The organism is Protofrankia sp. Cj5 (assembly GCF_917627405.1).
Classification (GTDB): domain Bacteria; phylum Actinomycetota; class Actinomycetes; order Frankiales; family Frankiaceae; genus Protofrankia.
The window spans coordinates 1-21,840 of record NZ_CAKJTO010000017.1 but is presented as its reverse complement, the minus strand read 5'-3'; the positions used below and the strand labels follow the sequence as shown (position 1 = coordinate 21,840).

Genomic DNA, 21,840 nt, shown 5'->3' with positions numbered 1-21,840 from the left:
TGGCGCGGCGGTGGAGAGGCGGGAAGATTGTGGATCTTGACGCGTATGTCGGTCTGCATCGCGCTGAATGGGCGCGCCTGGAAAATCTTGTCAGGCGCGCGGCGCGGCCCCGCCGTATGTCCGGCGTCGAGCTCGACGAACTGGTGGATCTCTACCAGCGGGCCGCGACCCATCTGTCGGTGATCCGTAGCCGCTGTCCGGACCCGATACTGGTCGACCGTCTCGGTGGCACGGTGACCCGGGCGCGAGCCGTTGTCACGGGCGCGCGGGACCCGGGCTGGCATGTCGTCGGCAGGTTCTTCACCGTGACCTTCCCGGCGGCGGTGTACGCCCGCCGCGGCTGGGTGCTCGCCACCTGCGCGGGCTCACTCGCGGTTGCCCTCGCCCTGGGCCTGTGGGTGCTGAACTCCCCGGCCGCCTACAGCGGGTTGCTCCCCCCGGACGAGGTGGCGGCCATGTGCCGGACGGATTTCGCCCGGTACTACTCGGAGAACCCCGCCGCTTCGTTCGCCGCGCACGTGTGGACGAACAACGCCTGGGTGAGCGCCTCGGCCATCGCGCTCGGTGCGTTGGCGGGCCTGCCGACCCTGGCGGTGCTGCTGGCCAATGCCACCAACCTGGGGCTTGTCGGCGGTTACATGACCAGTTGCGGTGAGTCAACACAGTTCTTCACGCTGATCCTTCCGCACGGGCTGCTGGAACTGGCCGTGGTGTTCACCGCGGGGGCGGTCGGTCTGCGGCTGGGATGGTCCATGATCGATCCGGGTCCGCGCCGCCGGGCCGAGGCCCTGGCGATGGAAGGCAGGGCCGCCGTCGTGATCTCACTCGGGCTGGCCGTCGCGCTGGCGTTGAGCGGCTTGATCGAGGCGTTCGTGACGCCGTCATCCCTGCCCGCCGGGGTGCGGATCGCCATCGGTGCCGTCGCCCTCGCGCTGTTCGTCGGCTATGTCCTTGTCTACGGCAGCCGTGCCGTGGCCGCGGGGGAGACGGGCGACCTGGAAAAGGATCTTCTCATCGACCTTGCGCCGACCGTCTGACCGGGCTTTGTGACTGGCTGACCGGGGCTGACCGGGGCTCCGTGGGCCGTCTCGGTCGATCTTCTGGTGATCTGTTAGAGCGTGTGTGAGATCGGGCTTTCGATCAGTGAGCCGGAATGACGATCTCACACGCGCTCCTACAGGCGGCCGGCGGATTTCAGGCTCAGGTAGCTGTCGGTGACAGCGGACGCGTAGGTCGCGGGTGGGGCATCCACGACCTGAACGCCGTGCCCGCGGAGCAGGCCGGTGAGCTGGCGCCGCTGGAGCAGCGTCTGCTCGGCCGCGGCGGCGGAGTACAGCGCACGGACGTCCCCGCGCCCGGCCGCGAGCTCGGCCAGGCGCGGGTCGCTCACGGCCGCGACGATGACGGTGTGCCGGGCGGTCAGCGCGGGCAGTGCCGGCACCAGGCCTTCTTCGATCACCGCCGGGACGAGTTCGGTGAACAGTACGACAAGTGATCGTCTGATAGCTATGCGCAGCACCGAGGAGGCAATCGCCTGATGGTCGGTCTCGGTGAGCACGGGTTCCACCAGCGCCAGCGCGGCGCTCATCCGGACCAGCGGATTCGGGCCGCCAGCCGCGGGGAGCGTGACGCGGGCGGCGGCGTCATGGGCGATCAGGCTGACCCGGTCACCGGCACGGGCGGCCACCGCGCCGAGCAGCAGGGCGGCGTCCATCGCGTGGTCGAGGCGCGGGGTGTCGCCGATGCGGCCCGCGCTGGTCCGCCCGGTGTCGAGGAGGCAGATGACCCGGCGATCCCGTTCCGGCCGAAACGACTTGACCGCGACGGTGCCGCGCCGCGCGCTGCTCCGCCAGTCGATCATCCGTACGTCGTCGCCTGGAACGTAGTCGCGCAGGCTGTCGAATTCCGAGCCTTGCCCGCCCCCGCGCAGCGTGGCGTCACCCTCGATCTCCCGCAGGCGGGCCAAGGCGGCGGGCAGGTGGCGGCGGGAGGTGAACGGCGGCAGCACCCGCAGCCGCCAGGGTGCGGCATGCCGTCCCTGTCGGCCAGCCAGACCGAGGGGGCCCAACGAGCGGACGGTTATCCGGTAGGGGTGACGATCACCCCGCCGGGTGGGCCGCAGCACCAGGTCGCAGAATCGTCGCTGCCCCGTTGGAACGGTCACCCGCCAGACACGTGGCGTGGCACCTGACGAGGGCGGCCATGCGTCCCGGACCTGGGCGCGGACCGTCCGGCGGCCGGTGTTCGTCACCGCCAGCACAAGTGGCACCGTCGTTCCCAGCCGTGCGGTGCTTGGCCCGGAACGGGTGAAGACCAGCGTGCGCACCCCGCCGGCAAGGGCGAGATCCACCGCGATCGCGGCGATCAACAGGCCATTGGCCAGCAGCAACGTCCATCCCGGGGCGGGGGAGAACACAACGGCCAATACGCTCGCGAAGGCGAGCGCCGTTGCCCGCCGGGTGACAGCCACCTGGGACTCCTTCGGGCCTCCGGGCACCCGAGCACGATCATGATCGTGTGCCCTTCGGTGGTAGCGCGCTACCGCGGTACGGGCACCGTGGCGAGCACCTGGTTGATGACGCTGTCCGCGGTGACGCCCTCGAGCTCGGCTTCGGGACGCAGCGCGATCCGGTGCCGCAGGGTCGGCCGGGCGAGCGTTTTGACGTCGTCCGGCGTCGCGTATCCGCGGCCGGACAGCCAGGCCCAGGCCCGGGTCGTGGCCAGCAGGGCGGTGGCGCCGCGTGGGGAGGCCCCGAGCTGGACGGCGGGCGCGGCCCGCGTCGCCCGGGCCAGATCGACGATGTAGCCGAGGACCTCCGACCGGATCTGGACGGCGCGGACCGCGTCGCGGGCGACCGCCAGCTGGGACGGCCCGGCGACCGGCCGGATCCCGGCCGCCGCCAGATCGGACGGGTCGAAGCCGGCGGCGTGCTGGGCCAGCAGCCTGATCTCGTCGTCCCGTTGCGGCAGCGGCACGGTGAGCTTGAGCAGGAAACGGTCGAGCTGCGCTTCCGGGAGCGCGTACGTGCCCTCGTGCTCGATCGGGTTCTGGGTGGCGATGACCGTGAACGGCACCGGCAGCCGCCGTGGTGCCCCTTCGACGCTGACCTGGCGTTCCTCCATCGCCTCCAGCAACGCGGCCTGAGTCTTCGGTGGTGTCCTGTTGATTTCGTCCGCGAGCAGCAGGTTCGTGAACACCGGCCCTTCCCGGAAGGTGAACCGGGACGTGGCCGTGTCATAGACCAGCGATCCGGTGACGTCTCCCGGCATCAGGTCGGGGGTGAACTGCAGCCGTTTGGTCTCGAGGGAAAGCGCTGTGGCAAGCGCCCGGACCAGCAGGGTCTTGGCAACCCCCGGGACGCCTTCGAGCAGCGCGTGCCCGCGGCAGAGCAGTGCCACGACAAGGCCGCTGACAGCGGCGTCCTGGCCGACGACCGCCTTGCCCACCTCGTCCCGCAACGCGATCAACGCCTGGCGGGCCGATTCGGGATCGTCTTCGGGATCGTCCGAGGTGCCCCGGTCCGGCAGCGCCTGGGCTGCCGGTCGGCCGGGATACAGGCGCGGTTCGGCCACCGGTGCCCCGGTGGCCGCCTCTTTCCGAGCTGGTGTCCGCGCCGCGGCCGCTGCCACGGCATCGCTGTCGCTGGCTGTCCCGGGCGCGCTCACTGTGTCATCACCTGCCTGTCCAGCGCGTCGAGCCGCTGCGCCAGCTCCACCAGTTCGTGATCCGTAACCGATGTGCGCGCCGGCTGGGACATGCCGGTGGCCGCGGCCATGGGATGACTCATCCCGGAACCGTACAGGAGTGACCTGATTTCTACTGGTGGCTGCCCGGTCCGGTCGGCAACCGAGATCACGAGCGTGTCCGGATCCGGTTCGGGATGCGCCGCCGCCGGTTCCCGCCAGGCTGCCGGGCGGGGCCGGGTCGCCAGCCCGAGCCGTTCGGCCAGGCGTGCCCGCAGCCCCGCCCGCAGCGCCGCCGCGGCCAGCTCCCGTGCCTTCCCCGCCGCGTAGAGCCGTCCTCGCCCCTCGACGGTCTCAGCCGCTCGTACCACGACCGGCAGCGGTTCGGCCACCGGTGGCCCGAGCCTGCGTCCCCGCCACAACGCGAGGACGACCACGGCGAAGGCGATCTGCAGGCAGCCGAGCACGACCCGGTCGGGAAGCAGGTCCGCCAGGCTGCTCCTGGCGGCCACCGAGCCTGGTCCGCCCGGACGCGGGAGCACCCATGTCACGCCCGGGTGCCGGTTGAGCAACCCGATCGCAAGTGCCGCGTCGCCCTCCTTTGCCAGCTGCTTGTTGGTCATGAACTCGGCGCTGCCGGACACGACGAACCGTCCGGCCGGGGCTCCCGAGGCGGTACGGACCGGCTGTTCCAGCACGACCAGGGTCGCGGCCGAACGCATTGGGTAACAGGCTGTCACACCGGTGGCGTCCGGTTGAGTGACCCGGAAGCCCGATCCGCCGCCCACGACGGCGGCCCGTGCCACCACGGCCTCGGGCAGCTGGCATTCTGGCGCACGCGCCGCGGCCGGCACACCGCCGGTGTTGGCCAGCGGCAGATCCAGGTTGTTGAGGACCGCGGTGGTCGGCTCGAGGAGCAGTACGTCACCGCCACGGCCGACCACCGCGGTGAGGGCGTCGAGGGTGGCAGGTCTGACACGTTCGGGATAGCGCATCACGATCGTGGTGTCGCGGGCAGCCGCCGTGGCCGCGACAGGATCATCGCTCACCGTGACGCCGACGCCGCGCGCCCGCAGGATCTCGGCCAGTGCTCTGGTCCCGCCTGGTGCGGCCGACGCCGGATCGAGCGGGCGATCGCTGGATTTTTCGATCATGGCGGACGCCGCCGCGTAGGCGACGACAAGCAGCGCCAGGACGGCGCCGATCCGGACACCACGGCGGACCGCCCGCGGATCGGGCCTGGCAGGTAGCGCGGTGGTGGTCACACCGGCACCGCACCGCGTGCGGCCTGACCCACCGGGCGTGGGCGCATGCCGGTGAGCGCCTCATCCGCCCGGACGACGAGCCGGTAGGAAGCTTCGGACGCGTCGAGCGCGCCATACCAGATCTCGCTGAACACGGTCACCGCGGCGGCCAGCGCGGGCGTGCTCCCGGCGTCTATCCGGGCGACCTCGGCGACGAGTTCGCCCGCGGTACGCCCTGGCCGGGGCTGTAGCACTCCGGTCTCCTCCAACATCCGCACGATTGCCCGCAGCCGTGACCGCACCGCTTCGGCGAACGCGCCCGCGAGCGCGAGGCCGTCGGCTTCGGCGCGCAGCGTGGCGGCGGACAGCGGGCTGCTGAGAGAAAGATCGTCCGGGTCCGTCCGCGAGCGCCGTCGGACCGGGCCGAGGCGCAGCCACACGACGCCCGCGGCCAGGGCCGCCACGATCACGATCGCCGCTATGCCAAGCCCGCGTCCCGACGGCTGTGTGGCGCTGGTCCACAGGTCGGTCAGCCGATCGCCGATCCAGTTCAGCACGCGCTCGGACCATCCCGGGCCGGCCTCGTGATAGATCGTCCTGGAAAGCTCACGGCGGGCTTCGCCCGCCGCCCCGTCATGGGTGACCGTTGGCCCGACCATGACGTCTACTCGTACCTCCGGTCGTTCGTCGCGCGCTCCCGCACCGTCTGGACGAGCGTCACGTCCAGCCCCTCCAGCCGGATGCGGCGGTCGATGTACAGCAGCACGATGACCCCCGCGCTGATGGGCGTGGTCACAGCTCTGGCCGCGATGTTCATGACGGCGGTGAGGAGGAGACCGAGTGCCGTCAGCGTGCCGTTGGACGGATCGGTCAGGGAACCGCCGCCGACAGCGATGATCACGGCAAGAGGGATCAGGAGGATGGCCGTGAGGATCCCGACCATGATCTCGGCGAGCAGCAGGATTCCGAAGGTCCGCCACCACGTGCCGCGGACCAGCGTCCACGAACGCCGCAGGGCTGTCGAGATGCTGCCGCCCTCGAGAACGAAGGCGGGAGTCGCCATGCAGAGCGCGACCATGACGAAGATGGCGCCGACAAACAGCCCGATGAGCCCGAGCACGGTCAGGAGACCTACCGCGATCGATAGGCCGATCAGCCCTCCGAGCCGAGGCTGGATGCGCCGCAGAGCCTCTCCGGCGCTCATCCTGCCACCCAGGACGGCCTCGCTGACCACCGCGCTCAGCATCCCGGCCAGGACGATGGCGAGAACGCCGTAGAGCACGAAGGTCACGGCTGTGGCGAAGCCCTCAGCCGCGGTGGACGTCCGCTGGCTCCAGGCGGTCAGCAGGGTACTGATGATCTGGACCACGGCGGTTGCGGCGATGGTCAGCCCGACGGTCGCCCCGGGGTTGCGGCGCACCGCGGTGAAGGCACCGTCAAGGATCTCGCCGACCGCGAGCGGGCGCAGCGGGATGATCCCCGGCTTTTCGGCCTGATGCCATGATCCGGGCTGTCCTGGTCCGTACTGGCCAGCATCGCCTGGCGGTTGCTGGTTCCAACCGGGTGGGGGCTGTGGCTGGCCCCATCCGGTTGGCGGCGGTTGCTGGTGCCAACCAGGCGGGGGTGGTTGTGGCTGGCCCCATCCCGGCTGTTGTGAGCCCTGGACGGGATCAGGCCCACCGTGCTGCTGAGGCTGCCCCCAGCCGGCGCCGTCGGTCATATCGCTCTCCCTGCGAAATCAAGGTCCCTGGAGCTTCTACCGGTGTGAGCGGCGGTAGCTCCCCACAGATCATTCCGTCCTCGGGCGGTTTTTCAGACAGCCCGGCCCCGCGTGCTGTTCCCGGCCGGGTCAGCAGCCGGCGAGCTGTGTGCTCACCTGGGTCCGTCCGGTGGGTGATCATTCCAGCTTTCCGCTTGTATCCCCCGCGATCGGTAGGTGCACGGCCATGGCCGGGATCGTGTCAGGCCGCCGCGGCCGTACGGCGAGCGGCCTGGCAGGACGTTCGCGTCGGTCCGCGCCGTATGCCGTTGTAGGCGATCATGATTCCGCGGGCTGGCGCCAGACACAAGTAGATGGAACAGGTATCGCGTACCACCGGTGGTTTGCGGGCTGCCGCCACCGTCCACAACCTGTTTGTCCACAGGGTTGGAAACACGCTGGCCCGGCGGGCGCGACGGGACGAGCATCCACGTTATGCCCAACACGTACATCAGCGCCGCATTCGATATTTTTCTCGATCTTCTCCTGCCGCGTTTCTGCGCCGGTTGTGGTTGTCCGGGCCCGGCGGTCTGCGCGGTCTGCGCCGGCTCCATCGATCGTCCGGCATTCCTCGCCGCTCCGGGACAGTTGGCCACGCCGGAGCGGCGGGGGCCACCACCGTACTGCTTTGCCGGCGCTGTTTACGACGGTCCGTGCCGGCAGCTTCTGCTGGGGTTCAAGGAGAAGGGGCGGCTGGATGCGCTGGGGCCGCTTGCGTCGGCGCTTGCCCGCGCGGTGCTCGCGGCCCGAGCCAGGCCGGCACATACCGGTCCGGTCATCCTCGTGCCGGTGCCGTCGAGCCGGTCCGCGGTTCGGCGGCGTGGTTTCGACCATGTGCGCAGGCTCGGTGACGGTGCGGCAAGGGCGCTGCGCCGGGCCGGTATGCCGGTACGGGTGGCCGCGATGCTGCGGCCGGTCCGGCCGTTGGCTGATCAGGCAGGCCTCACCGTGGCGGAGCGCGCGACCAATCTCAGCGGTGCGTTCGTCCTGCGTCACCGTGTCCGGCCGGTGGGCGGGCGCCGTCTCGTCGGCGGTCCGCCGTGGCGAGACGGCGCCAGGCAGCGCTTGCCGTCGCTGGCGTTGTTCATCGTCATCGATGATGTTGTGACAACGGGTGCGACCCTGGCCGAGGCCGTTCGGGCGCTGCGGCTCGGCGGGGTGCCGGTATCAGCCACCGCGGTAGTCGCCGCGACATTGGCGCGTCATCGCCCTTCCCGAGATGACCGGCCCCAAGGTGTCCATTTGCCTGCGACCGGGGTACCGGAGGGTTAAAACTGTCGTCACCCGCACCGGCGCCGCGGGAGTGGATCAGCGAAGCGACGGACCAGGGCGCTCGGGGTCCGGGCGGAAGGAACGAGGCAGCAGATAAGCCCTGACGTACGACATGGCATCGGAAGGTTGGTCTGGCCCGTTGCCGCGGGAGCCGCTGGCCGTCACCACCTCCGGTCGACAGGAAGGTGAAGCGAGTGGACATCGTTTTCAAGGGAAGGCACACCGCGGTTCCCGAAAGGTTCCGCAAGCACGCCGAAGCCAAGATTGCGAAGTTGGAGCGGTTCGATCACAAGGCCTTCCGGGTGGATGCGGAACTCTCCCGTGAGCACAACCCGCGTATGGCGGATGTCTGTGATCGCGTCGAGCTGACCGTGTTCTCACGGGGCCCGGTCATTCGAGCCGAGGCAGCCGCCGCGGATCCGTTCGCCGCCTTCGACCTGGCCGCGGCGAAGCTCACCGAACGGCTACGGCGTGCCGCCGACCGCCGCAGCCGCCACAACGGTGCGGCACGTGGCTCGTCGGGTCAGCTTGCGCGAGCTGTCGGCGGCCCGCGGGCAGGCCTGGCTGGCTCCACTGGCCGTGAGGCCGATGTCCACGCAGCTGTCGATAGCGACGCAGATTACGGGGATCCGGACTGGTCACCCATGGTCGTCCGTGAGAAGATCCATCGAGCCACGCCGATGACCCTCGATGAAGCACTGTCGAACATGGAGCTGGTCGGCCACGATTTCTACCTCTTCCGGGACATGCGTACGGGCCTCCCGAGCGTTGTGTACCGAAGGTGTGGATATGACTACGGAGTGATCCGGCTTGAGCTGGGCGAGCATGAGGAGCCCGGCGCGGACACTGCGGGACGAGATCACCGGAACGACCGGGGCGAGAGGTATGACGAAGCTCGTGGCGCGGTCGCAACGGTGTAAACGTAGGCGGGTCTAGCCGACGTGGGACCATCTGCCGTGGACGTCTTCAGTCACGTCCCCGCCACCCCGTGCACCAGCGCGGGGTGGCGGAGGCGCGGGCCGTTGCGACGCGAAGGAGGTCACATGACGGGGGATGGGCGTCAGCTTCGGGAGGACGCGTCGTCGCCACCGACGGATCCCGTACGGGTGCTCGTCGTTGACGATCACGCGCTTTTCCGGCGCGGCCTGCAGATGGTCCTCGAGCAGGAGAGCGACATCGAGGTTGTCGGCGAAGCCGCGGACGGTGCGGAAGCTGTCACGATGGCGGTGGACATGGCGCCGGACATCGTCCTCATGGATGTCCGGATGCCTCGCCGCGGCGGGATCGACGCGACCAGCGCCATCAAACAGGCGGTGCCCAGCGCGAAGATCGTTATGCTGACCATCAGCGATGAGGAAGTGGATCTCTACGACGCGATCAAGGCGGGTGCCATGGGGTATCTGCTCAAGGAGATCTCGATCGACGAGGTTGCCACCGCGATTCGCGCCGTGCACGGTGGGCAGAGCCTGATCAGCCCTTCCATGGCGTCGAAGCTCCTCACCGAGTTCGCGTCAATGATCAAAAAAACGGATGACCGGCCACAGCTGCCGACCCCTCGACTCACCGATCGTGAGATGGAGGTCCTGCGGCTTGTGGCCAAGGGGCTCAACAACCGTGATATAGCCAAGCAGTTGTTCATCAGCGAGAACACGGTCAAGAATCACATCCGCAACATCCTGGAGAAGCTTCAGCTGCACTCACGCATGGAGGCGGTGGTCTACGCGGTTCGGGAGAAGCTTCTGGAGATCACCTGAGATCGTGTCGGCTGGACGTCGGGCGGCGATTCAGGTGATTGTCGAGTGGGTCCTGTGGCCGCGGGACGCGCTCGGGGCCGCTTCGATGTGCCCACCGGCATCGCCCCCGCGGCCGACGGACGGTGTATCGGCGTTTTCGGGGCACCGATCCGGGGTCTCAAGCGTTGTGCAGGCTGAAGTCCGTGCGGATGTTGATCTAAGATGATCATTATTTCCTTTCACGTGGAGGAAAATAATGATCTTACCGTCACTGGCTGGTCGGGTAGTCTGTTGACCCGCCGGACCTGTCGTACGGCCGGATCGATCAGCGCGGACGGACTAGCCTAGTCTCGTTGCGTAGGTGACCCCGCTGACCAACCGCCCGAGGAGTTTCGCCCGTGGTACTTGAGAAGATCCTCCGCGCCGGTGAGGGTCGCATTCTGCGCAGGCTCAAGGCGATCACAGAGCAGGTGAACCTCCTCGAGGATGACTTCGTCGGGCTCACGGACGCCGAGCTCCGCTCGATGACCGACGAGTTCCGGCATCGGATCGACGAGGGGGAAACCCTTGACGAGATCCTCCCCGAAGCGTTTGCGGCCGTGCGCGAAGCGGCCCGCCGGACCCTGGGGCAGCGGCACTTCGATGTGCAGATCATGGGTGGCGCGGCGCTGCATCTGGGGAACATCGCCGAGATGAAGACCGGCGAGGGCAAGACCCTCGTGTCCACCTTGCCCGCCTATCTCAACGCGCTGTCTCGCAAGGGCGTCCACATCATCACGGTCAACGACTACCTGGCGCAGCGGGACGCGGAGAACATGGGGCGGGTGCACCGTTTTCTCGGCTTGACGGTTGGCGTCATTCATCCGCAGATGCCGCCGGCCGTCCGTCGTCAGCAGTACGAGGCCGACATCACCTACGGCACCAACAACGAGTTCGGATTCGACTACCTGCGGGACAACATGGCCTGGAGCGGCGAGGAGCTCGTCCAGCGCGGGCACAACTTCGCCGTCGTCGACGAGGTCGACTCGATCCTGATCGACGAGGCTCGGACCCCGTTGATTATCAGTGGTCCGGCGGACAACCCGACCCGTTGGTACACCGAATTCGCCCGTATCGCGCCGATGCTCGTGAAGGACACGGACTACGAGGTCGAAGAGGGCAAGCGAACGGTCGCGATCACGGAGTCCGGGGTGGCGAAAGTCGAAGACCAACTGGGCATCGACAACCTCTACGAATCCGTGAACACGCCGCTCGTCGGGTACCTCAATAATTCGCTGAAGGCCAAGGAGCTTTACCGCCGGGACAAGGACTACATAGTTACGGACGGCGAGGTTCTTATTGTCGATGAGTTCACCGGTCGTGTCCTGCATGGCCGCCGTTACAGCGAGGGAATGCACCAGGCGATCGAGGCCAAGGAAAAGGTCGAGATCAAGCAGGAGAACCAGACGCTGGCCACGATCACCCTGCAGAACTACTTCCGTCTGTACGACAAGCTGTCCGGTATGACCGGAACCGCGATGACCGAGGCGGCGGAGTTCCATCAGATCTACACACTTGGCGTCGTGCCGATTCCGACGAACAAGGCGATGGTCCGGGTGGACCAGCCCGATGTCGTTTACAAGACCGAGATCGCCAAGTTCGATGCGGTCGTCAACGACATCGCCGAGCGCAACGAAAAGGGACAGCCGGTTCTTGTCGGCACGACCAGCGTGGCGAAGTCGGAGTACCTTTCCAAGCAGCTGACCAAACGTGGTGTGAAGCATGAGGTGCTCAACGCCAAGCATCACGAACGGGAAGCGGCGATCATCGCCGAAGCAGGCTGTAGGGGCGCGGTGACCGTTGCGACCAACATGGCCGGCCGTGGCACTGACATCATGCTCGGCGGCAACCCGGAGTTTCTCGCGCAGGCCGAGCTGCGGGAGCGTGGCCTCAGTCCGATCGAGACCCCGGAAGACTATGAGACCGCTTGGCCGGAGGCCATCGAGAAAGCGCGGGCGTCGGTCGGCGCTGAACATGACGAGGTCGTGGAGCTCGGTGGGCTGTATGTTCTGGGCACTGAGCGTCACGAATCACGCCGGATCGACAACCAGCTACGTGGACGAGCCGGCCGGCAGGGTGACCGCGGTGAGTCCCGGTTCTATCTGTCGCTGGGCGACGACCTCATGCGGCTGTTCAATGCCGCTGCCGTCGAAGGGATCATGGACAGGCTCAATATTCCCGACGACGTGCCGATTGAGTCGAAAATCGTTACCCGTGCGATCCGATCCGCGCAGACACAGGTCGAAGGCCAGAACTTCGAGATCCGAAAGAATGTCCTGAAGTACGACGAGGTGATGAACAAACAGCGTACTGTCATTTACGAGGAGCGCCGCAAGGTTCTCGAAGGTGCGGACCTGCACGAGCAGGTCCGTCATTTCATCGATGACACGGTGGACGGCTATGCCCGCGGCGCGACGGTAGACGGCTACCCCGAGGAGTGGGACCTCGACACTCTTTGGTCCGGTCTCGGTGAGCTCTACCAGGTGGGCGTGGAAATTCCGGCTCCCGATGAGCGTGATGGACTGACGACCGAAACCCTGATCGAGGAGCTGCAGGTCGATGCGCACAATGCGTATGACCGGCGGGAGGAAGAGCTGGGCGCCGGTCCGGACGGTGAACCGCTCATGCGGGAACTGGAGCGCCGGGTCGTGTTGGCGGTGCTTGACCGAAAATGGCGTGAGCACCTTTACGAAATGGACTACCTGCAGGAGGGAATCGGCCTGCGGGCGATGGGACAGCGTGACCCGCTCGTCGAGTACCAGCGGGAAGGTTACGATATGTTCCAGACGATGATGGAGGGTATCAAGGAGGAATCGGTCAGGCTGCTGTTCAACGCCGAGGTCCAGGTTGCCGCTCCGGAGGACGCGGACGCCCAGAGCGGAAGCCCGTCGGACGGCACCGCGGTCGTCCCGGCCGACAGCGCGGCGCGGACCGCGGACGGTGCCGCTCTTGTCGCGGCGGTACGGGCCGCCACCGCGGGTGCCGCTGTCACCGCTCCGGCCACCCCGGCTGAGCGCGCCGCCCCGAAGACGGCTGTTGCCCCCTCAGCGCCCATGCCGCCGCCGGTATTTGTCAAGGGCCTGGAACCACGCCGTCCTATTGATGATCTTCGTTACACCGCGCCTTCCGTGGACGGCGGATCCACAGTGGTCACGACTCGGGCGTCTTCCGCTGGGCTCACCGCGGCGACAGCTGATCCAGCGGTGACAGGAAGCAGTAGCCGGCCCGCTCGCAACGCGCCGTGTCCGTGCGGATCTGGCCGCAAGTACAAGCGTTGCCACGGTGATCCGGCAAACCGCAACATGGCGTGACAGGGCATGCATGAGCTGGTTTGGGCGCTTAGAGCGACCGGCAATAGGGGACGCGAGGTGCGTGCCTTGGCCCCGCGACGCCGCGTCTCCTGTTGCCGGGCGCATGCCTGCGGCGGTCCGTCCCAGATGGCCCTTGGGGCGAGCGCCTTCCCGGGGTTCTCTCAGGGGGCGTCAACGGGTCTGTCAACGGGTTTGTAGCGCCGTGACCCGCCAACGGCCACTGACTGTTTCCATGCGCAGCGCGAGGGCCGACACACGCTCGCCCCGCGCGATCACCGCGGCGACCTCGGCGACCCCTTCCCGAGGCTCGCATACTCGCACACAGCGCAGGGTGTAGCGCCGCCTACGGACGTTGTCCCCGGCCAGCCGCTCGAGGTCCGCCTGGACCCGCGGGGAGGTCCAGGCGGCAAGATGGGTCACGGGCCGGATGCCCGTCATGGCCTCCACGATGGCGCGCACGACCACCGCGGCGACGGCGCGTGCCGACGGGGGGGCGGAGCGGTTATCCGAGGTCGCCATCGCCCCGGAGCGGGGAGCGGGGCGCCCTGTCCCAGGCCGGTTGGCCGCCTGTTGCGCAGGGATATCCACACGGGTGTCAGGCATAGCGAGAAGCACTGGTGCCGCGGCGGAGCCGGTGGGCGGGGCGGTGAGCCAGGCCGCTGCCTGCGGATCGTCATCATAAGGCGGATCGGTGGGCATGATCGGTATTTGGTAAAAACGACCGGCACGGATGGAGTGCGCACGGGTGGGTGCAGCAACGGTCACAGCGTTGTTCTCCAGTCGGCGGGGCGGGCGGGGTCAAGGCCCGGGGCGGGGCGGCTGGAGCCGCTGGCCGGGCAGGATCTTGTCGGGGTCAGGGCCAATCACGTGCTCGTTTGCGGCCCACCACCGTGGCCATTCCCGCGCGATCTGCGCGGTGGTCGCGCCTGGTCCGAGACTGCGGGCAGCGATTGCCCAGAGGGTGTCGCCGCGGAGCACGACGATCTCGGCCAGGTCAGTTGTGGAGGCGTCGTTGCTGTTTGTCGATGTCGTGGGCTGTCCGGCCGGTGCCGCGCTGGAATTTCCGACGCCACGTGGCGCGGCACCGGCTATCGGGTCGTAGGGCCTGGCAAGATCCGGCCACACCGGGGATGTTCCGGTGGATGCTGAAACAGTGGGTGACAACGGTGCCGCGGGGCTCGTGGGGACCGTCGTAGCTGGCGGCTGCGCTGTTGTGGCCGATACCGTCGACCTTTCCGCGGAAACCGTTGACGCGCCGCTTGCCGTGCCGGTGGCCGGGGGACGTGGGGGATGTGCTGATGTGGCCGGGGGACGTGGGGGATGTGCTGATGTGGCCGGCGGGGTCGCGGCCGGCGGCTGGGTGGTCGTTGTGAAGGTGGGAACGGCGCCGGCCGGATCCGCTGGAGCGGAGGGCCGGGAGAGGTCGGGCCAACTGGTTGCGGCAATAGTTGATCTTGGCTCGGTCGGTGCCGATATCGGTGCCGGTGGGGCGGCCCGCGGCGCTGGTGTGGCTGGGTGTCCTGCGTCGGCTGGTCGCTCGGGGGCGGCCTGGGAGCTCGCGGGCCGCCCGTGCTGGGGCGTGGCGGTCCGGTCATCCCGCGACGGCGCGAGCTGGGGCGCGGGCGGTACGTCTGTCGGAGCGAGCGTTGTGGGTACGCTCGGGCGGGCCAGATCTGGCCATGCGGTGCTGGTCGACGGGATTGCCCCGGGAATCGCGGCCTCCGTCGGCGTCGCGGCGAACGCTGGCACGGCTGTCCCCGCGGCGAGGGTTATTCCGAGCGCTATCTCAAGGACATGCCGCAGGGTTCGGGGCAGGATGCGCCGAGCCATGGCCGCGGCTGCTCGTCCGCCGGCACCTGGCAGCGTTGCCAGTACGCCCAGGACGAATCCCGCGCACAACCACAGCAGACATGTCCAGGCGGCAAGGCCGACCACGGTGATGAGCGCATGTTCAGGATCTGCTGTGACCCATTCTGGTACGGCGGTGAGGCCAGGTGGAAGGTCCGTCCACCGTGGGCCCTCTTTGATCATTAGAGCTGTCAGCGCCGCGGCGGCGGCCACTCCCGCGAGAAAGACGGGCAGGCGCCGGCCAGCTGACATCGGCGACCTCCGGGGTGCTCGGTGGATGATGATGAAACATGTTGTTTGACTGTGTTTGCTTGTGTAGTCCTCCGTCGGACCTCTGTCAAGACGTTTTGTGGCGTTTACCGGCTCTTGCTAGTAGAACATCAGGTGCGGCCTGGGATATAGCGGTATGTAGAGTCGATACTCATGGCCATGCCGCAGGGCGTGTCTGATGGATGGTGCCCCCGACGACGCTCGCCCGACGGCGTTTGGATGCGTCGCCGTCGTTGTTGTGGTTGGGGCGAACCGTCAGACGGGTCGCGGGCTGTGTTGCCGACGAGCCGAACGGGGTTGCCGACGAGCCGAACGGGGTTGCCGACGAGCCGAACGGGGTTGCCGACGAGCCGAACGGGCTCGTCCTGGCCGCGCCGGGCGCTCTTGCGGCCTGACCGGGAGCGGAGGAGGGGCCGGGTTGCGCTGGGAAGCTCTGTTCGCTGATCTTGAGATGCAGTGGGATGCCGCTGAGGCGGCTGAACTCGATGCGGAGCTTGTCGACAGAAGCCGTCGCGAAGCCGCGCACCTGCGGTTGCTCGACAGGCTGCGGCCGGCGGTCGGATCGTCGCTGCGGATCGGGGTGCTGCTGGGTGGGCGGGAGCGGGAAACGGGTCAGGTCCTCGGCGGCCGGCTTGCCGCGCTCGGGGTGGACTGGCTGCTTCTGCAGGAGAGCAGGGCCCAGGAGGTCCTGCTTCCGCTCCGTTCCGTCCTCTGGCTGCGCGGCCTGACCGCGGTGTCCGCCCAGCCCGGCCACGAAGGCCCGTTGGCCGCGCGGCTGGACCTGTCGTACGCGCTGCGCGGCGTGGTGCGGGATCGTTCGGTCTGTTCGGTCGTGCTGCTGGACGGCACCGCCGTGATGGGCACCATCGACCGGGTCGGCGCGGACTTCGTCGAGGTGGCCGAACACGCCGATGACGAGTTCCGCCGAGCCCGGTCAGTACGTGCGGTGCGGACGATCCCGCTGCCGTCGGTCAGCTTCGTCCGCCGGACAGCCTGACAGCCTGACAGCGAACTACCTAGTCGGCATACCGGTCGTCGACGAGCGCATCGCCGCGGCCCAGCGGATTCGCGACCACGAACGCGCGAGTCTGCTCGTATGCCCGTTGGATGTAGGCCTCGAGCTCGGTACGTTCCACCCGCCACTGGCCACGCCCACCGATTTTGATCGCCGGGAGCTCACCCGAGCGCACCAGCGCGTAGGTCTGGCTCGACGAGATGTTGAGAATCTCCGCCACATCGCTGAGCTGAAGGAAGCGCTCGTTCATCGGTCTGTCTCCCTGGCGATGGATGGGTCGTGACTCCTGTGTATCAGAGTCTGAGGGCAGGATCGCCTGTGAATGCCTCTACTTGTGGATAACAGCTGTCATTCGCCTGATTGTGTTGGTAGGTCCAGGGGTGTCGTCGCAGACCACGTACGCTCGGCGACCAGGGAGCCGCGCATGCCCTGACCGCCTGGTCTGTGCCGCGGCGCCTGCTGCCCGCCAATCGACTGTTCCTGACTGGCCAACGACGCCGCTGTCGCGGGCCCCGGGACATGAGCCACATGGAGGTCCGGGTGACCGACCTCACGCCCGCTGTCACTCTTGCGGAGAAACCCGCGGCCGTGCCGTCGCCGCCGGGGCGACGGCTGACCCGCCCGCGCTGGCGCGATTCCCGGCTGCTGGTCGGCGTCCTGCTGGTGCTGGTTTCCGTTGTGCTGGGCGCACGCCTGTTCGTCACCGCCGACAAGACCCGCGCCTGGGTCGTGGCGAAGGGGGATCTTCCAGCGGGGCATGTCATGGTGGCTGCCGATCTGGCCACAACCTCGGCGTATCTGAGCCCAGACGCCGCGAAGCGCTATTATCCCGGTGAGCGTGCTCCGGAGATGGTCGGGGCGGTGCTCGCTCGTCCGGTTTCAGCTGGGGAGCTGGTCAGCGGCGCTGACTTCATACGAAGTAATGTCACATCGACACGATTGGTGTCGGTGGTTGTGAAGGACGGTCGGGCACCTTCCCTCGTTCCGGGTGATCATGTGGATCTTTTCGCCTACCAGCGATCGAGCGCCGTGATCCCAAGCGCGGCACCGCAGGCTGGCCAGTCCGCTCAGGCAGCCCAACCGGCGGCGGGAGGCGCCGGTACGGAGGTGCTGGTGCTGCATGACGTCGAGTTCATCTCGCGGGAAGCTCTCACCGGTGGTGCTCATTCGTTGACCTTGCGAGTTCCGGTCGATTTTGCGATCAACGCTGTGGCGGCATCGCAGGGTGAACGCGTCGACGTCGTCAAGCTCGAGCGCGGCGCCCGCGGTGAGGTTGGCGGAGCGGGCCCGAGCGCTGTTCCGGGCTACGGACAATGAGCCTGCCGATCCTCACCGCGGTGACCAACTCGGTGGTCGAGTCGGGGCTGGTGACCGCGTTCGGCCGCCGTGACCTCGGGGTGACGGTCGTCCGGCGGTGTGTGGACCTGCCCGACCTGCTGGCCGCCGCCACGACGGGCGCCGCGCGGGCCGCGTTGTTGTCGGCGGACCTGCGCCGGTTGGACCGGGAGGCGTTGACGCGCCTGGCAGTCGCCGGGGTCGCGGCCATCGGGCTGATCGTGCCAGGCGACGAGGAGGGCGAGCGGAGGCTGCGCCAGCTCGGCGTCGCGGCGGTGATCGCGACTGACTCAACCGCGGAGGTGGTGGCGGCCGCGGTGGTGGAAGCGGCCCGGGCGCTTTCCGACCGTGGCCAGGCGGCATTGCCCAGCGGCGCCTACGGCGAGCCGATGGCGAGTTTCGCCGCCGTGGCACCGGTGGTGCCGATGCCCGAGGCCGCGGATCTGCCCGAGCTCGGCGCGGGGCGAGTGATCGCGGTTTGGGGTCCCACCGGCGCGCCGGGCCGTACCACGGTGGCATTGTGCCTGGCCGCCGAGCTCGCCGGCATGGGACTGCCCACGCTGCTCATCGACGCTGATGTCTACGGTGGATCGATCGGTCAGCTGCTGGGGCTGCTGGAAGAGGCGCCGGGGCTTGCCGCCGCCACTCGGTCGGCGAATCAGGGCACTCTGGACGTGCCCCGGCTCGCGGTGCTGTGCCGAGACCTCGGTGGGGGGCTGCGGGTCCTGCCCGGGATCGCCCGTCCGTCGAGGTGGCCGGAGCTTCGCCCGGCGTCCGTCGAGGTTGTGCTGGCACTGGCGCGAAGGCTGGCAAGTTTTGTCGTGGTCGACTGCGGGTTCTGCCTGGAGATGGACGAGGAACTGTCGTTCGACACGGCCGCGCCCCGCCGCAACGGGGCGACCCAGGCGGTGCTCGGCTCCGCCGACACCATTCTGGCGGTGGCATCGGCGGAGCCGGTGGGACTGGTCCGCTTCGTCCGTGGCCTGTCCGATCTGCGGGAGGTCATACCGGGGACGGATCCGTGGATCGTGGTGAACCGGCTGCGCGGCGCGGCCGTGGGGGGAGACGCCCGGCGGGAGGTGTCCCGCGCGATGGTGCGCCATGTCGGCTCGGAGCCTGTCGCTCTGGTGCCGCTGGACATGGCTGGGATGGACGCCGCGCAGGCCGCCGGCCAGCTGCTGCGTGATGTCGCTCCACAGTCCCCGGCCAGGCTCGCGATCGGCGAGCTCGCCGCGAGGGTGGCGGGCCGCCCGGTGCGCGGGCGCCGCCGGCGCTCCACGGCCCGTCACTGAGTGGTCGGCGCTGGACGTTCATCCAGGGGCTGCCGGCGCCAGCCGGCGCCTCGCGTCGCTGTCGTCAGCCCAGGTAGGACACTGCTACCGGGGCCTTCTCCGCCTCGCGATGCACGCACCCCAGCCCCGCTCTTTGATCCATACCCCTATTGCCGGGCGCTCTGAGCCCGCCGACACAACGCGTCACCAACGACGGTGAGCAGCCCGAGCCGCGAATGTCATTTTTTGCCGTGAATGTCCTTTTAATCCTCGCGCCGCGCGGTTACTGACCGCGCTTCCGGGGCAGTCTGTCTGGGTGACTGATCGTACCGAAAGACGAGCGCTCGGCAGCTGGTTTGTGCCTTGGGTCGGCGTGTCGGCGTCATTGTGGGCGTTTTGGGCGGACAAATAGACCGATCATTGCCGGGAGGCAACAATTGTGGCAAGGGGGTCACGTTTTGCATATTTAAGAGGCGAGTAACAATCTTTCATAACATTAAGTTAGGGTGAGCACCTGCGTCACCGCAGTAGGCGGGAGCAGAAAATGATCACCAAGTGCTCTATCAAGGCGGCGGGGGGTGTATCGGGTGAGCCGGGAGTACGCCAAGGCGGTGGGAACCCGTCTTCGGGCCATACGGATCCAGCAGGGAATGTCGTTGCAGGGGGTGGAACAGAAGTCACGCGGGCGGTGGAAGACCGCCGCGGTCGGCTCGTACGAGCGGGGCGATCGGATGATCAGCGTCCATCAGCTGTCCGAACTGGCGGCGTTCTACGGTGTTCCGGTGTCGGCGCTTTTGCCGGACGAGGAGGCGTTGCCGCCGCGCGAGCACCGGCCCCGTACGGTTCTTAATCTGAAGAAGCTCACGGAGGCGCCACCGGACTCGTCCGGGCTCGTACGGCGTTGGGTCGCACAGATTCAGCGCCAGCGCGACGACTATGCCGGGCAGGTCCTGTCCATCCGGGATGGCGATTTGAGGGCGTTGGCGCTGCTGCACGACACCACACCGCAGGAGTTCGCCGAACGGCTGCGGGCGTGGGGCGTGCTTGAGACCAGTTTCGGTGAGGAGGAGGCCGCCGAGTAGGGCTGTTGCCGAGCCGGGCGCGTTGACGTCATTGTTGTCAGCCATGCGCGGTGGTCGGCGGCGGGATAGCGCGCAGCCGAGATCGCGACGTACTACGGGAGGTGGCTGATGGCTGACAGACGGGCGCCCCGTCGTGGCCTGGTCCTGGGTGCTGGGGGTGTGCTCGGATCGGCATGGATGATCGGTGCGCTCAGCGCATATGAGGACGCGACCGGAACCGATGTCCGCACCATGGACATGGTCGTCGGGACATCGGCCGGAGCGGTGCTCGCCGCTCTGATCGGGACCGGCACCGGGGTCGGGACAATGGTCAACTCCGAGTACGGGCGGCCGCTGTTCGGGGATCCGGTCCTGGACTACACCCGGCTCGGCTCGGCACTGCCGCCGAGGCCGCGCATGCGGATCGGCTCCCGTCGGCTGTTGGCCGTCTCGGCACGCCACCCGCGCAGTGTCACTCCGTTGGTAGCCCTGGCCTCCCTGCTCCCGCAGGGGCGCGGGACACTCGCCGCGCTTGGCGAGCTCGTGTCCACGGCGGGTAGTACCACCGCGACCTGGCCATCCTCGGCGAAACCGTGGATCGTCGCCATGGACTACGACACCGGGACCCGGGTCGTGTTCGGCTCGCCGGGAGCGCCCCGGGCCTCGCTCGCCGAGGCTGTGATGGCTTCCTGCGCGATTCCGTCCTGGTACGCGCCGGTCATGATTGACAGCCGGCCCTACATCGATGGCGGGACGAGATCGCCGGCATCGGTGGACGTACTCGCCGGCCTGGGGCTTGACGAGGTGCTGGTGTTTGCTCCTGCCTGCTCCCTGGTCCTGGACCAGCCTCGGGGCGCGCTGGCCCGGGTCGAACGCCAGCTCCGGCGGTTGGCGACCCGGGTGGTGGTGCGCGAGGCCGAGCTGCTGCGGTCCGCGGGAACGAAGGTCACGCTCATCTGCCCAGGACCGCAGGACCTGGCGGTCATCGGCGCCAACGTCATGGACCTCAGCCGGCGGCGTGAGGTTTTCGAGACCTCGCTACGGACCAGCGCGGCGGCGCTGGCGCTGCCCGACGCCGCGGGCGGGCCGCTCGCGGCTGCCGGCTGAGCCTGCTGGTTCAACCGCTGGTTCAACCGGCGGGCGAGGGGATCAGCCGCCGGGCCGGGCCGAGCCAGGCCGGTCCGCCTTCCTGCCGCCGGCCGGGCGCCGGATAGCGCACGGCACACTGGCGTCGTGCGCGTTTATCTACCGTCAACCCTGTCGGCCGCGCGGGGCGTCCTCGTGGACCGCCTGGTTCCCGCCGGGCTCGGTTTTGCCGTCACCGGGGCCGTTCGGGAGTGGTATGCCGGGTCGGATACGGACGAGATGGAGTACGCCTTGCTTCTCGAGGCCGCCAGGGGCAGTCTCAGGCTGCTCGATGACGACCCGACGGCACCCCGGCGCCGGGTTGTGTTTGCCGTGGATGTCGACGATCATCAGGTGCGCATCCGTGATGATCTCGATCGGGGGGTGGTCGAAGTCGCGGTACCTGTGCCGATAGCCGCGGTTCGGGCCGTTCATGTGGATGATGCTGATGCGCAGGCTGTCGTTGCCGTGGCCGCCGCGGCCGTGGTCGAGGCCGATCTCGGTGGCGAGGACGCGGCTTTCCTGGTGGACGAGGCTGATGGGTATGAACTGCTCTGGTATGCCACGCAGGAGCTGGCGGATCTTCTGTAGGCGTTCGTGGACGGATCGTGTTCAGGTGTTCGGTCGCGTGGATCCGGCCGCGTGGATCCGGGCGGGCTGGTTCTCCCGTATGGGCAAGGGGTGACACAGGTGGACGCTGTCACGATCGTCCCGGAGCCGGTGAATGAGCCGGTCCGCGACTACCCCGCGGGAAGCGCGGAGCATGCCAGCCTGCGGGCTGAGCTTGCGCGGATGGCGGGTGAACGCGTCGAGCTCCCGTTGGTGATCGCGGGCGAATCCCGGCCGGGTACCGGAGAGCCATTCGAGGTGGTG

At 68.4% G+C, this 21,840-nt stretch carries 20 protein-coding genes and 1 pseudogene; 13 read left to right on the top strand and 8 right to left on the bottom strand.

Annotation, left to right across the window (positions count from 1 at the left end):
• Positions 1-29 precede the first annotated feature (29 nt).
• Entirely contained in the window at positions 30-1,037 is a 1,008-nt protein-coding gene (locus MJ777_RS06050; RefSeq protein WP_239308147.1) for a stage II sporulation protein M, read from the top strand.
• A gap of 137 nt (positions 1,038-1,174) precedes the next feature.
• On the opposite strand, the gene MJ777_RS06045 is transcribed toward MJ777_RS06050, so the two are convergent.
• The 5 genes from MJ777_RS06045 to MJ777_RS06025 all read right to left on the bottom strand — a co-directional run bounded on the left by MJ777_RS06045 (position 1,175) and on the right by MJ777_RS06025 (position 6,648).
• On the bottom strand, positions 1,175-2,470 hold the full coding sequence (locus MJ777_RS06045) for a DUF58 domain-containing protein (RefSeq protein ID WP_239308174.1): 1,296 nt from the start codon (positions 2,468-2,470) through the stop codon (positions 1,175-1,177).
• A 68-nt stretch (positions 2,471-2,538) separates the two neighbouring features.
• Positions 2,539-3,528, bottom strand: coding sequence for a MoxR family ATPase (locus MJ777_RS06040; protein ID WP_239345959.1), 990 nt, complete (start codon positions 3,526-3,528; stop codon positions 2,539-2,541).
• 134 nt (positions 3,529-3,662) lie between these two features.
• Complete coding sequence (locus tag MJ777_RS06035; RefSeq protein ID WP_239373961.1) at positions 3,663-4,949, bottom strand: DUF4350 domain-containing protein; 1,287 nt, start codon at positions 4,947-4,949, stop codon at positions 3,663-3,665.
• The gene (locus tag MJ777_RS06030) at positions 4,946-5,587 is read right to left on the bottom strand and encodes a DUF4129 domain-containing protein (protein WP_239308149.1); all 642 of its coding nucleotides are present in this window, start codon (positions 5,585-5,587) and stop codon (positions 4,946-4,948) included. The genes MJ777_RS06035 and MJ777_RS06030 overlap by 4 nt, the downstream gene beginning before the upstream one ends.
• A 5-nt stretch (positions 5,588-5,592) precedes the next feature.
• Entirely contained in the window at positions 5,593-6,648 is a 1,056-nt protein-coding gene (locus MJ777_RS06025; RefSeq protein WP_239373958.1) for a hypothetical protein, read from the bottom strand.
• Positions 6,649-7,122: 474 nt separating this feature from the next.
• On the opposite strand from MJ777_RS06025, the gene MJ777_RS06020 reads away from it, so the two are divergent.
• The 4 genes from MJ777_RS06020 (at position 7,123) to secA (ending at position 13,042) form a co-directional block, all read left to right on the top strand.
• On the top strand, positions 7,123-7,959 hold the full coding sequence (locus MJ777_RS06020; protein WP_239308151.1) for a ComF family protein: 837 nt from the start codon (positions 7,123-7,125) through the stop codon (positions 7,957-7,959).
• Between the two features lie 194 nt (positions 7,960-8,153).
• On the top strand, positions 8,154-8,879 hold the full coding sequence (hpf, locus tag MJ777_RS06015; RefSeq protein ID WP_239308152.1) for a ribosome hibernation-promoting factor, HPF/YfiA family: 726 nt from the start codon (positions 8,154-8,156) through the stop codon (positions 8,877-8,879).
• A gap of 123 nt (positions 8,880-9,002) precedes the next feature.
• Positions 9,003-9,713 (top strand): response regulator transcription factor, encoded by a 711-nt coding sequence (locus MJ777_RS06010; RefSeq protein WP_239308153.1) that lies wholly within the window; start codon positions 9,003-9,005, stop codon positions 9,711-9,713.
• Positions 9,714-10,090: 377 nt separating this feature from the next.
• Complete coding sequence (gene secA / locus MJ777_RS06005) at positions 10,091-13,042, top strand: preprotein translocase subunit SecA (RefSeq protein WP_239373955.1); 2,952 nt, start codon at positions 10,091-10,093, stop codon at positions 13,040-13,042.
• Between the two features lie 183 nt (positions 13,043-13,225).
• On the opposite strand, the gene MJ777_RS06000 is transcribed toward secA, so the two are convergent.
• Together MJ777_RS06000 and MJ777_RS05995 are read right to left on the bottom strand one after the other, a co-directional pair.
• Complete coding sequence (locus MJ777_RS06000; protein ID WP_239308155.1) at positions 13,226-13,807, bottom strand: Rv3235 family protein; 582 nt, start codon at positions 13,805-13,807, stop codon at positions 13,226-13,228.
• Positions 13,808-13,840: 33 nt separating this feature from the next.
• Positions 13,841-15,142: a LysM peptidoglycan-binding domain-containing protein gene (locus MJ777_RS05995; protein ID WP_239373934.1), complete on the bottom strand. Its 1,302-nt coding sequence runs from the start codon at positions 15,140-15,142 to the stop codon at positions 13,841-13,843.
• Positions 15,143-15,345: 203 nt separating this feature from the next.
• Here MJ777_RS05995 and MJ777_RS05990 point away from each other — a divergent pair, with 203 nt between their 5' ends.
• Both MJ777_RS05990 and MJ777_RS05985 read left to right on the top strand, forming a co-directional pair.
• Complete coding sequence (locus tag MJ777_RS05990; RefSeq protein WP_239373931.1) at positions 15,346-15,555, top strand: hypothetical protein; 210 nt, start codon at positions 15,346-15,348, stop codon at positions 15,553-15,555.
• A 23-nt stretch (positions 15,556-15,578) separates the two neighbouring features.
• Complete coding sequence (locus MJ777_RS05985) at positions 15,579-16,157, top strand: hypothetical protein (protein ID WP_239308157.1); 579 nt, start codon at positions 15,579-15,581, stop codon at positions 16,155-16,157.
• Positions 16,158-16,176: 19 nt separating this feature from the next.
• Here the strand turns inward: MJ777_RS05985 and MJ777_RS05980 are convergent, their stop codons facing one another.
• Positions 16,177-16,425, bottom strand: a complete 249-nt coding sequence (locus MJ777_RS05980; RefSeq protein ID WP_239308158.1) for a helix-turn-helix domain-containing protein — start codon at positions 16,423-16,425, stop codon at positions 16,177-16,179.
• A 290-nt stretch (positions 16,426-16,715) separates the two neighbouring features.
• On the opposite strand from MJ777_RS05980, the gene MJ777_RS05975 reads away from it, so the two are divergent.
• From MJ777_RS05975 to MJ777_RS05950, 6 genes and pseudogenes are all read left to right on the top strand, one after another.
• The gene (locus MJ777_RS05975) at positions 16,716-17,492 is read left to right on the top strand and encodes an SAF domain-containing protein (RefSeq protein ID WP_239308159.1); all 777 of its coding nucleotides are present in this window, start codon (positions 16,716-16,718) and stop codon (positions 17,490-17,492) included.
• A complete protein-coding gene (locus MJ777_RS05970) occupies positions 17,489-18,802 on the top strand; it encodes a P-loop NTPase (protein WP_239308160.1) in 1,314 nt (437 codons plus the stop codon). Before MJ777_RS05975 ends, MJ777_RS05970 begins: the two co-directional genes overlap by 4 nt.
• Positions 18,803-19,368: 566 nt before the next feature.
• Positions 19,369-19,863: a transcriptional regulator gene (locus MJ777_RS05965; RefSeq protein ID WP_239308176.1), complete on the top strand. Its 495-nt coding sequence runs from the start codon at positions 19,369-19,371 to the stop codon at positions 19,861-19,863.
• Positions 19,864-19,971: 108 nt separating this feature from the next.
• Positions 19,972-20,949, top strand: coding sequence for a patatin-like phospholipase family protein (locus MJ777_RS05960; protein WP_239308161.1), 978 nt, complete (start codon positions 19,972-19,974; stop codon positions 20,947-20,949).
• A gap of 126 nt (positions 20,950-21,075) precedes the next feature.
• Positions 21,076-21,558, top strand: coding sequence for a hypothetical protein (locus tag MJ777_RS05955; RefSeq protein ID WP_239308162.1), 483 nt, complete (start codon positions 21,076-21,078; stop codon positions 21,556-21,558).
• A gap of 90 nt (positions 21,559-21,648) precedes the next feature.
• Positions 21,649-21,840 (top strand): annotated as a pseudogene (locus MJ777_RS05950) (1-pyrroline-5-carboxylate dehydrogenase); the annotation flags it as partial.

What these genes read in the sequence shown, in the direction of transcription:
- MJ777_RS06030 (WP_239308149.1), bottom strand. Translation starts at nt 5,587, where the DNA reads ATGGTCGGGCCAACGGTCACCCATGACGGGGCGGCGGGCGAAGCCCGC.
- MJ777_RS06025 (WP_239373958.1), bottom strand. Translation starts at nt 6,648, where the DNA reads ATGACCGACGGCGCCGGCTGGGGGCAGCCTCAGCAGCACGGTGGGCCT.
- MJ777_RS06020 (WP_239308151.1), top strand. Translation starts at nt 7,123, where the DNA reads ATGCCCAACACGTACATCAGCGCCGCATTCGATATTTTTCTCGATCTT.
- MJ777_RS06010 (WP_239308153.1), top strand. Translation starts at nt 9,003, where the DNA reads ATGACGGGGGATGGGCGTCAGCTTCGGGAGGACGCGTCGTCGCCACCG.
- MJ777_RS05995 (WP_239373934.1), bottom strand. Translation starts at nt 15,142, where the DNA reads ATGTCAGCTGGCCGGCGCCTGCCCGTCTTTCTCGCGGGAGTGGCCGCC.
- MJ777_RS05980 (WP_239308158.1), bottom strand. Translation starts at nt 16,425, where the DNA reads ATGAACGAGCGCTTCCTTCAGCTCAGCGATGTGGCGGAGATTCTCAAC.
- MJ777_RS05970 (WP_239308160.1), top strand. Translation starts at nt 17,489, where the DNA reads ATGAGCCTGCCGATCCTCACCGCGGTGACCAACTCGGTGGTCGAGTCG.
- MJ777_RS05960 (WP_239308161.1), top strand. Translation starts at nt 19,972, where the DNA reads ATGGCTGACAGACGGGCGCCCCGTCGTGGCCTGGTCCTGGGTGCTGGG.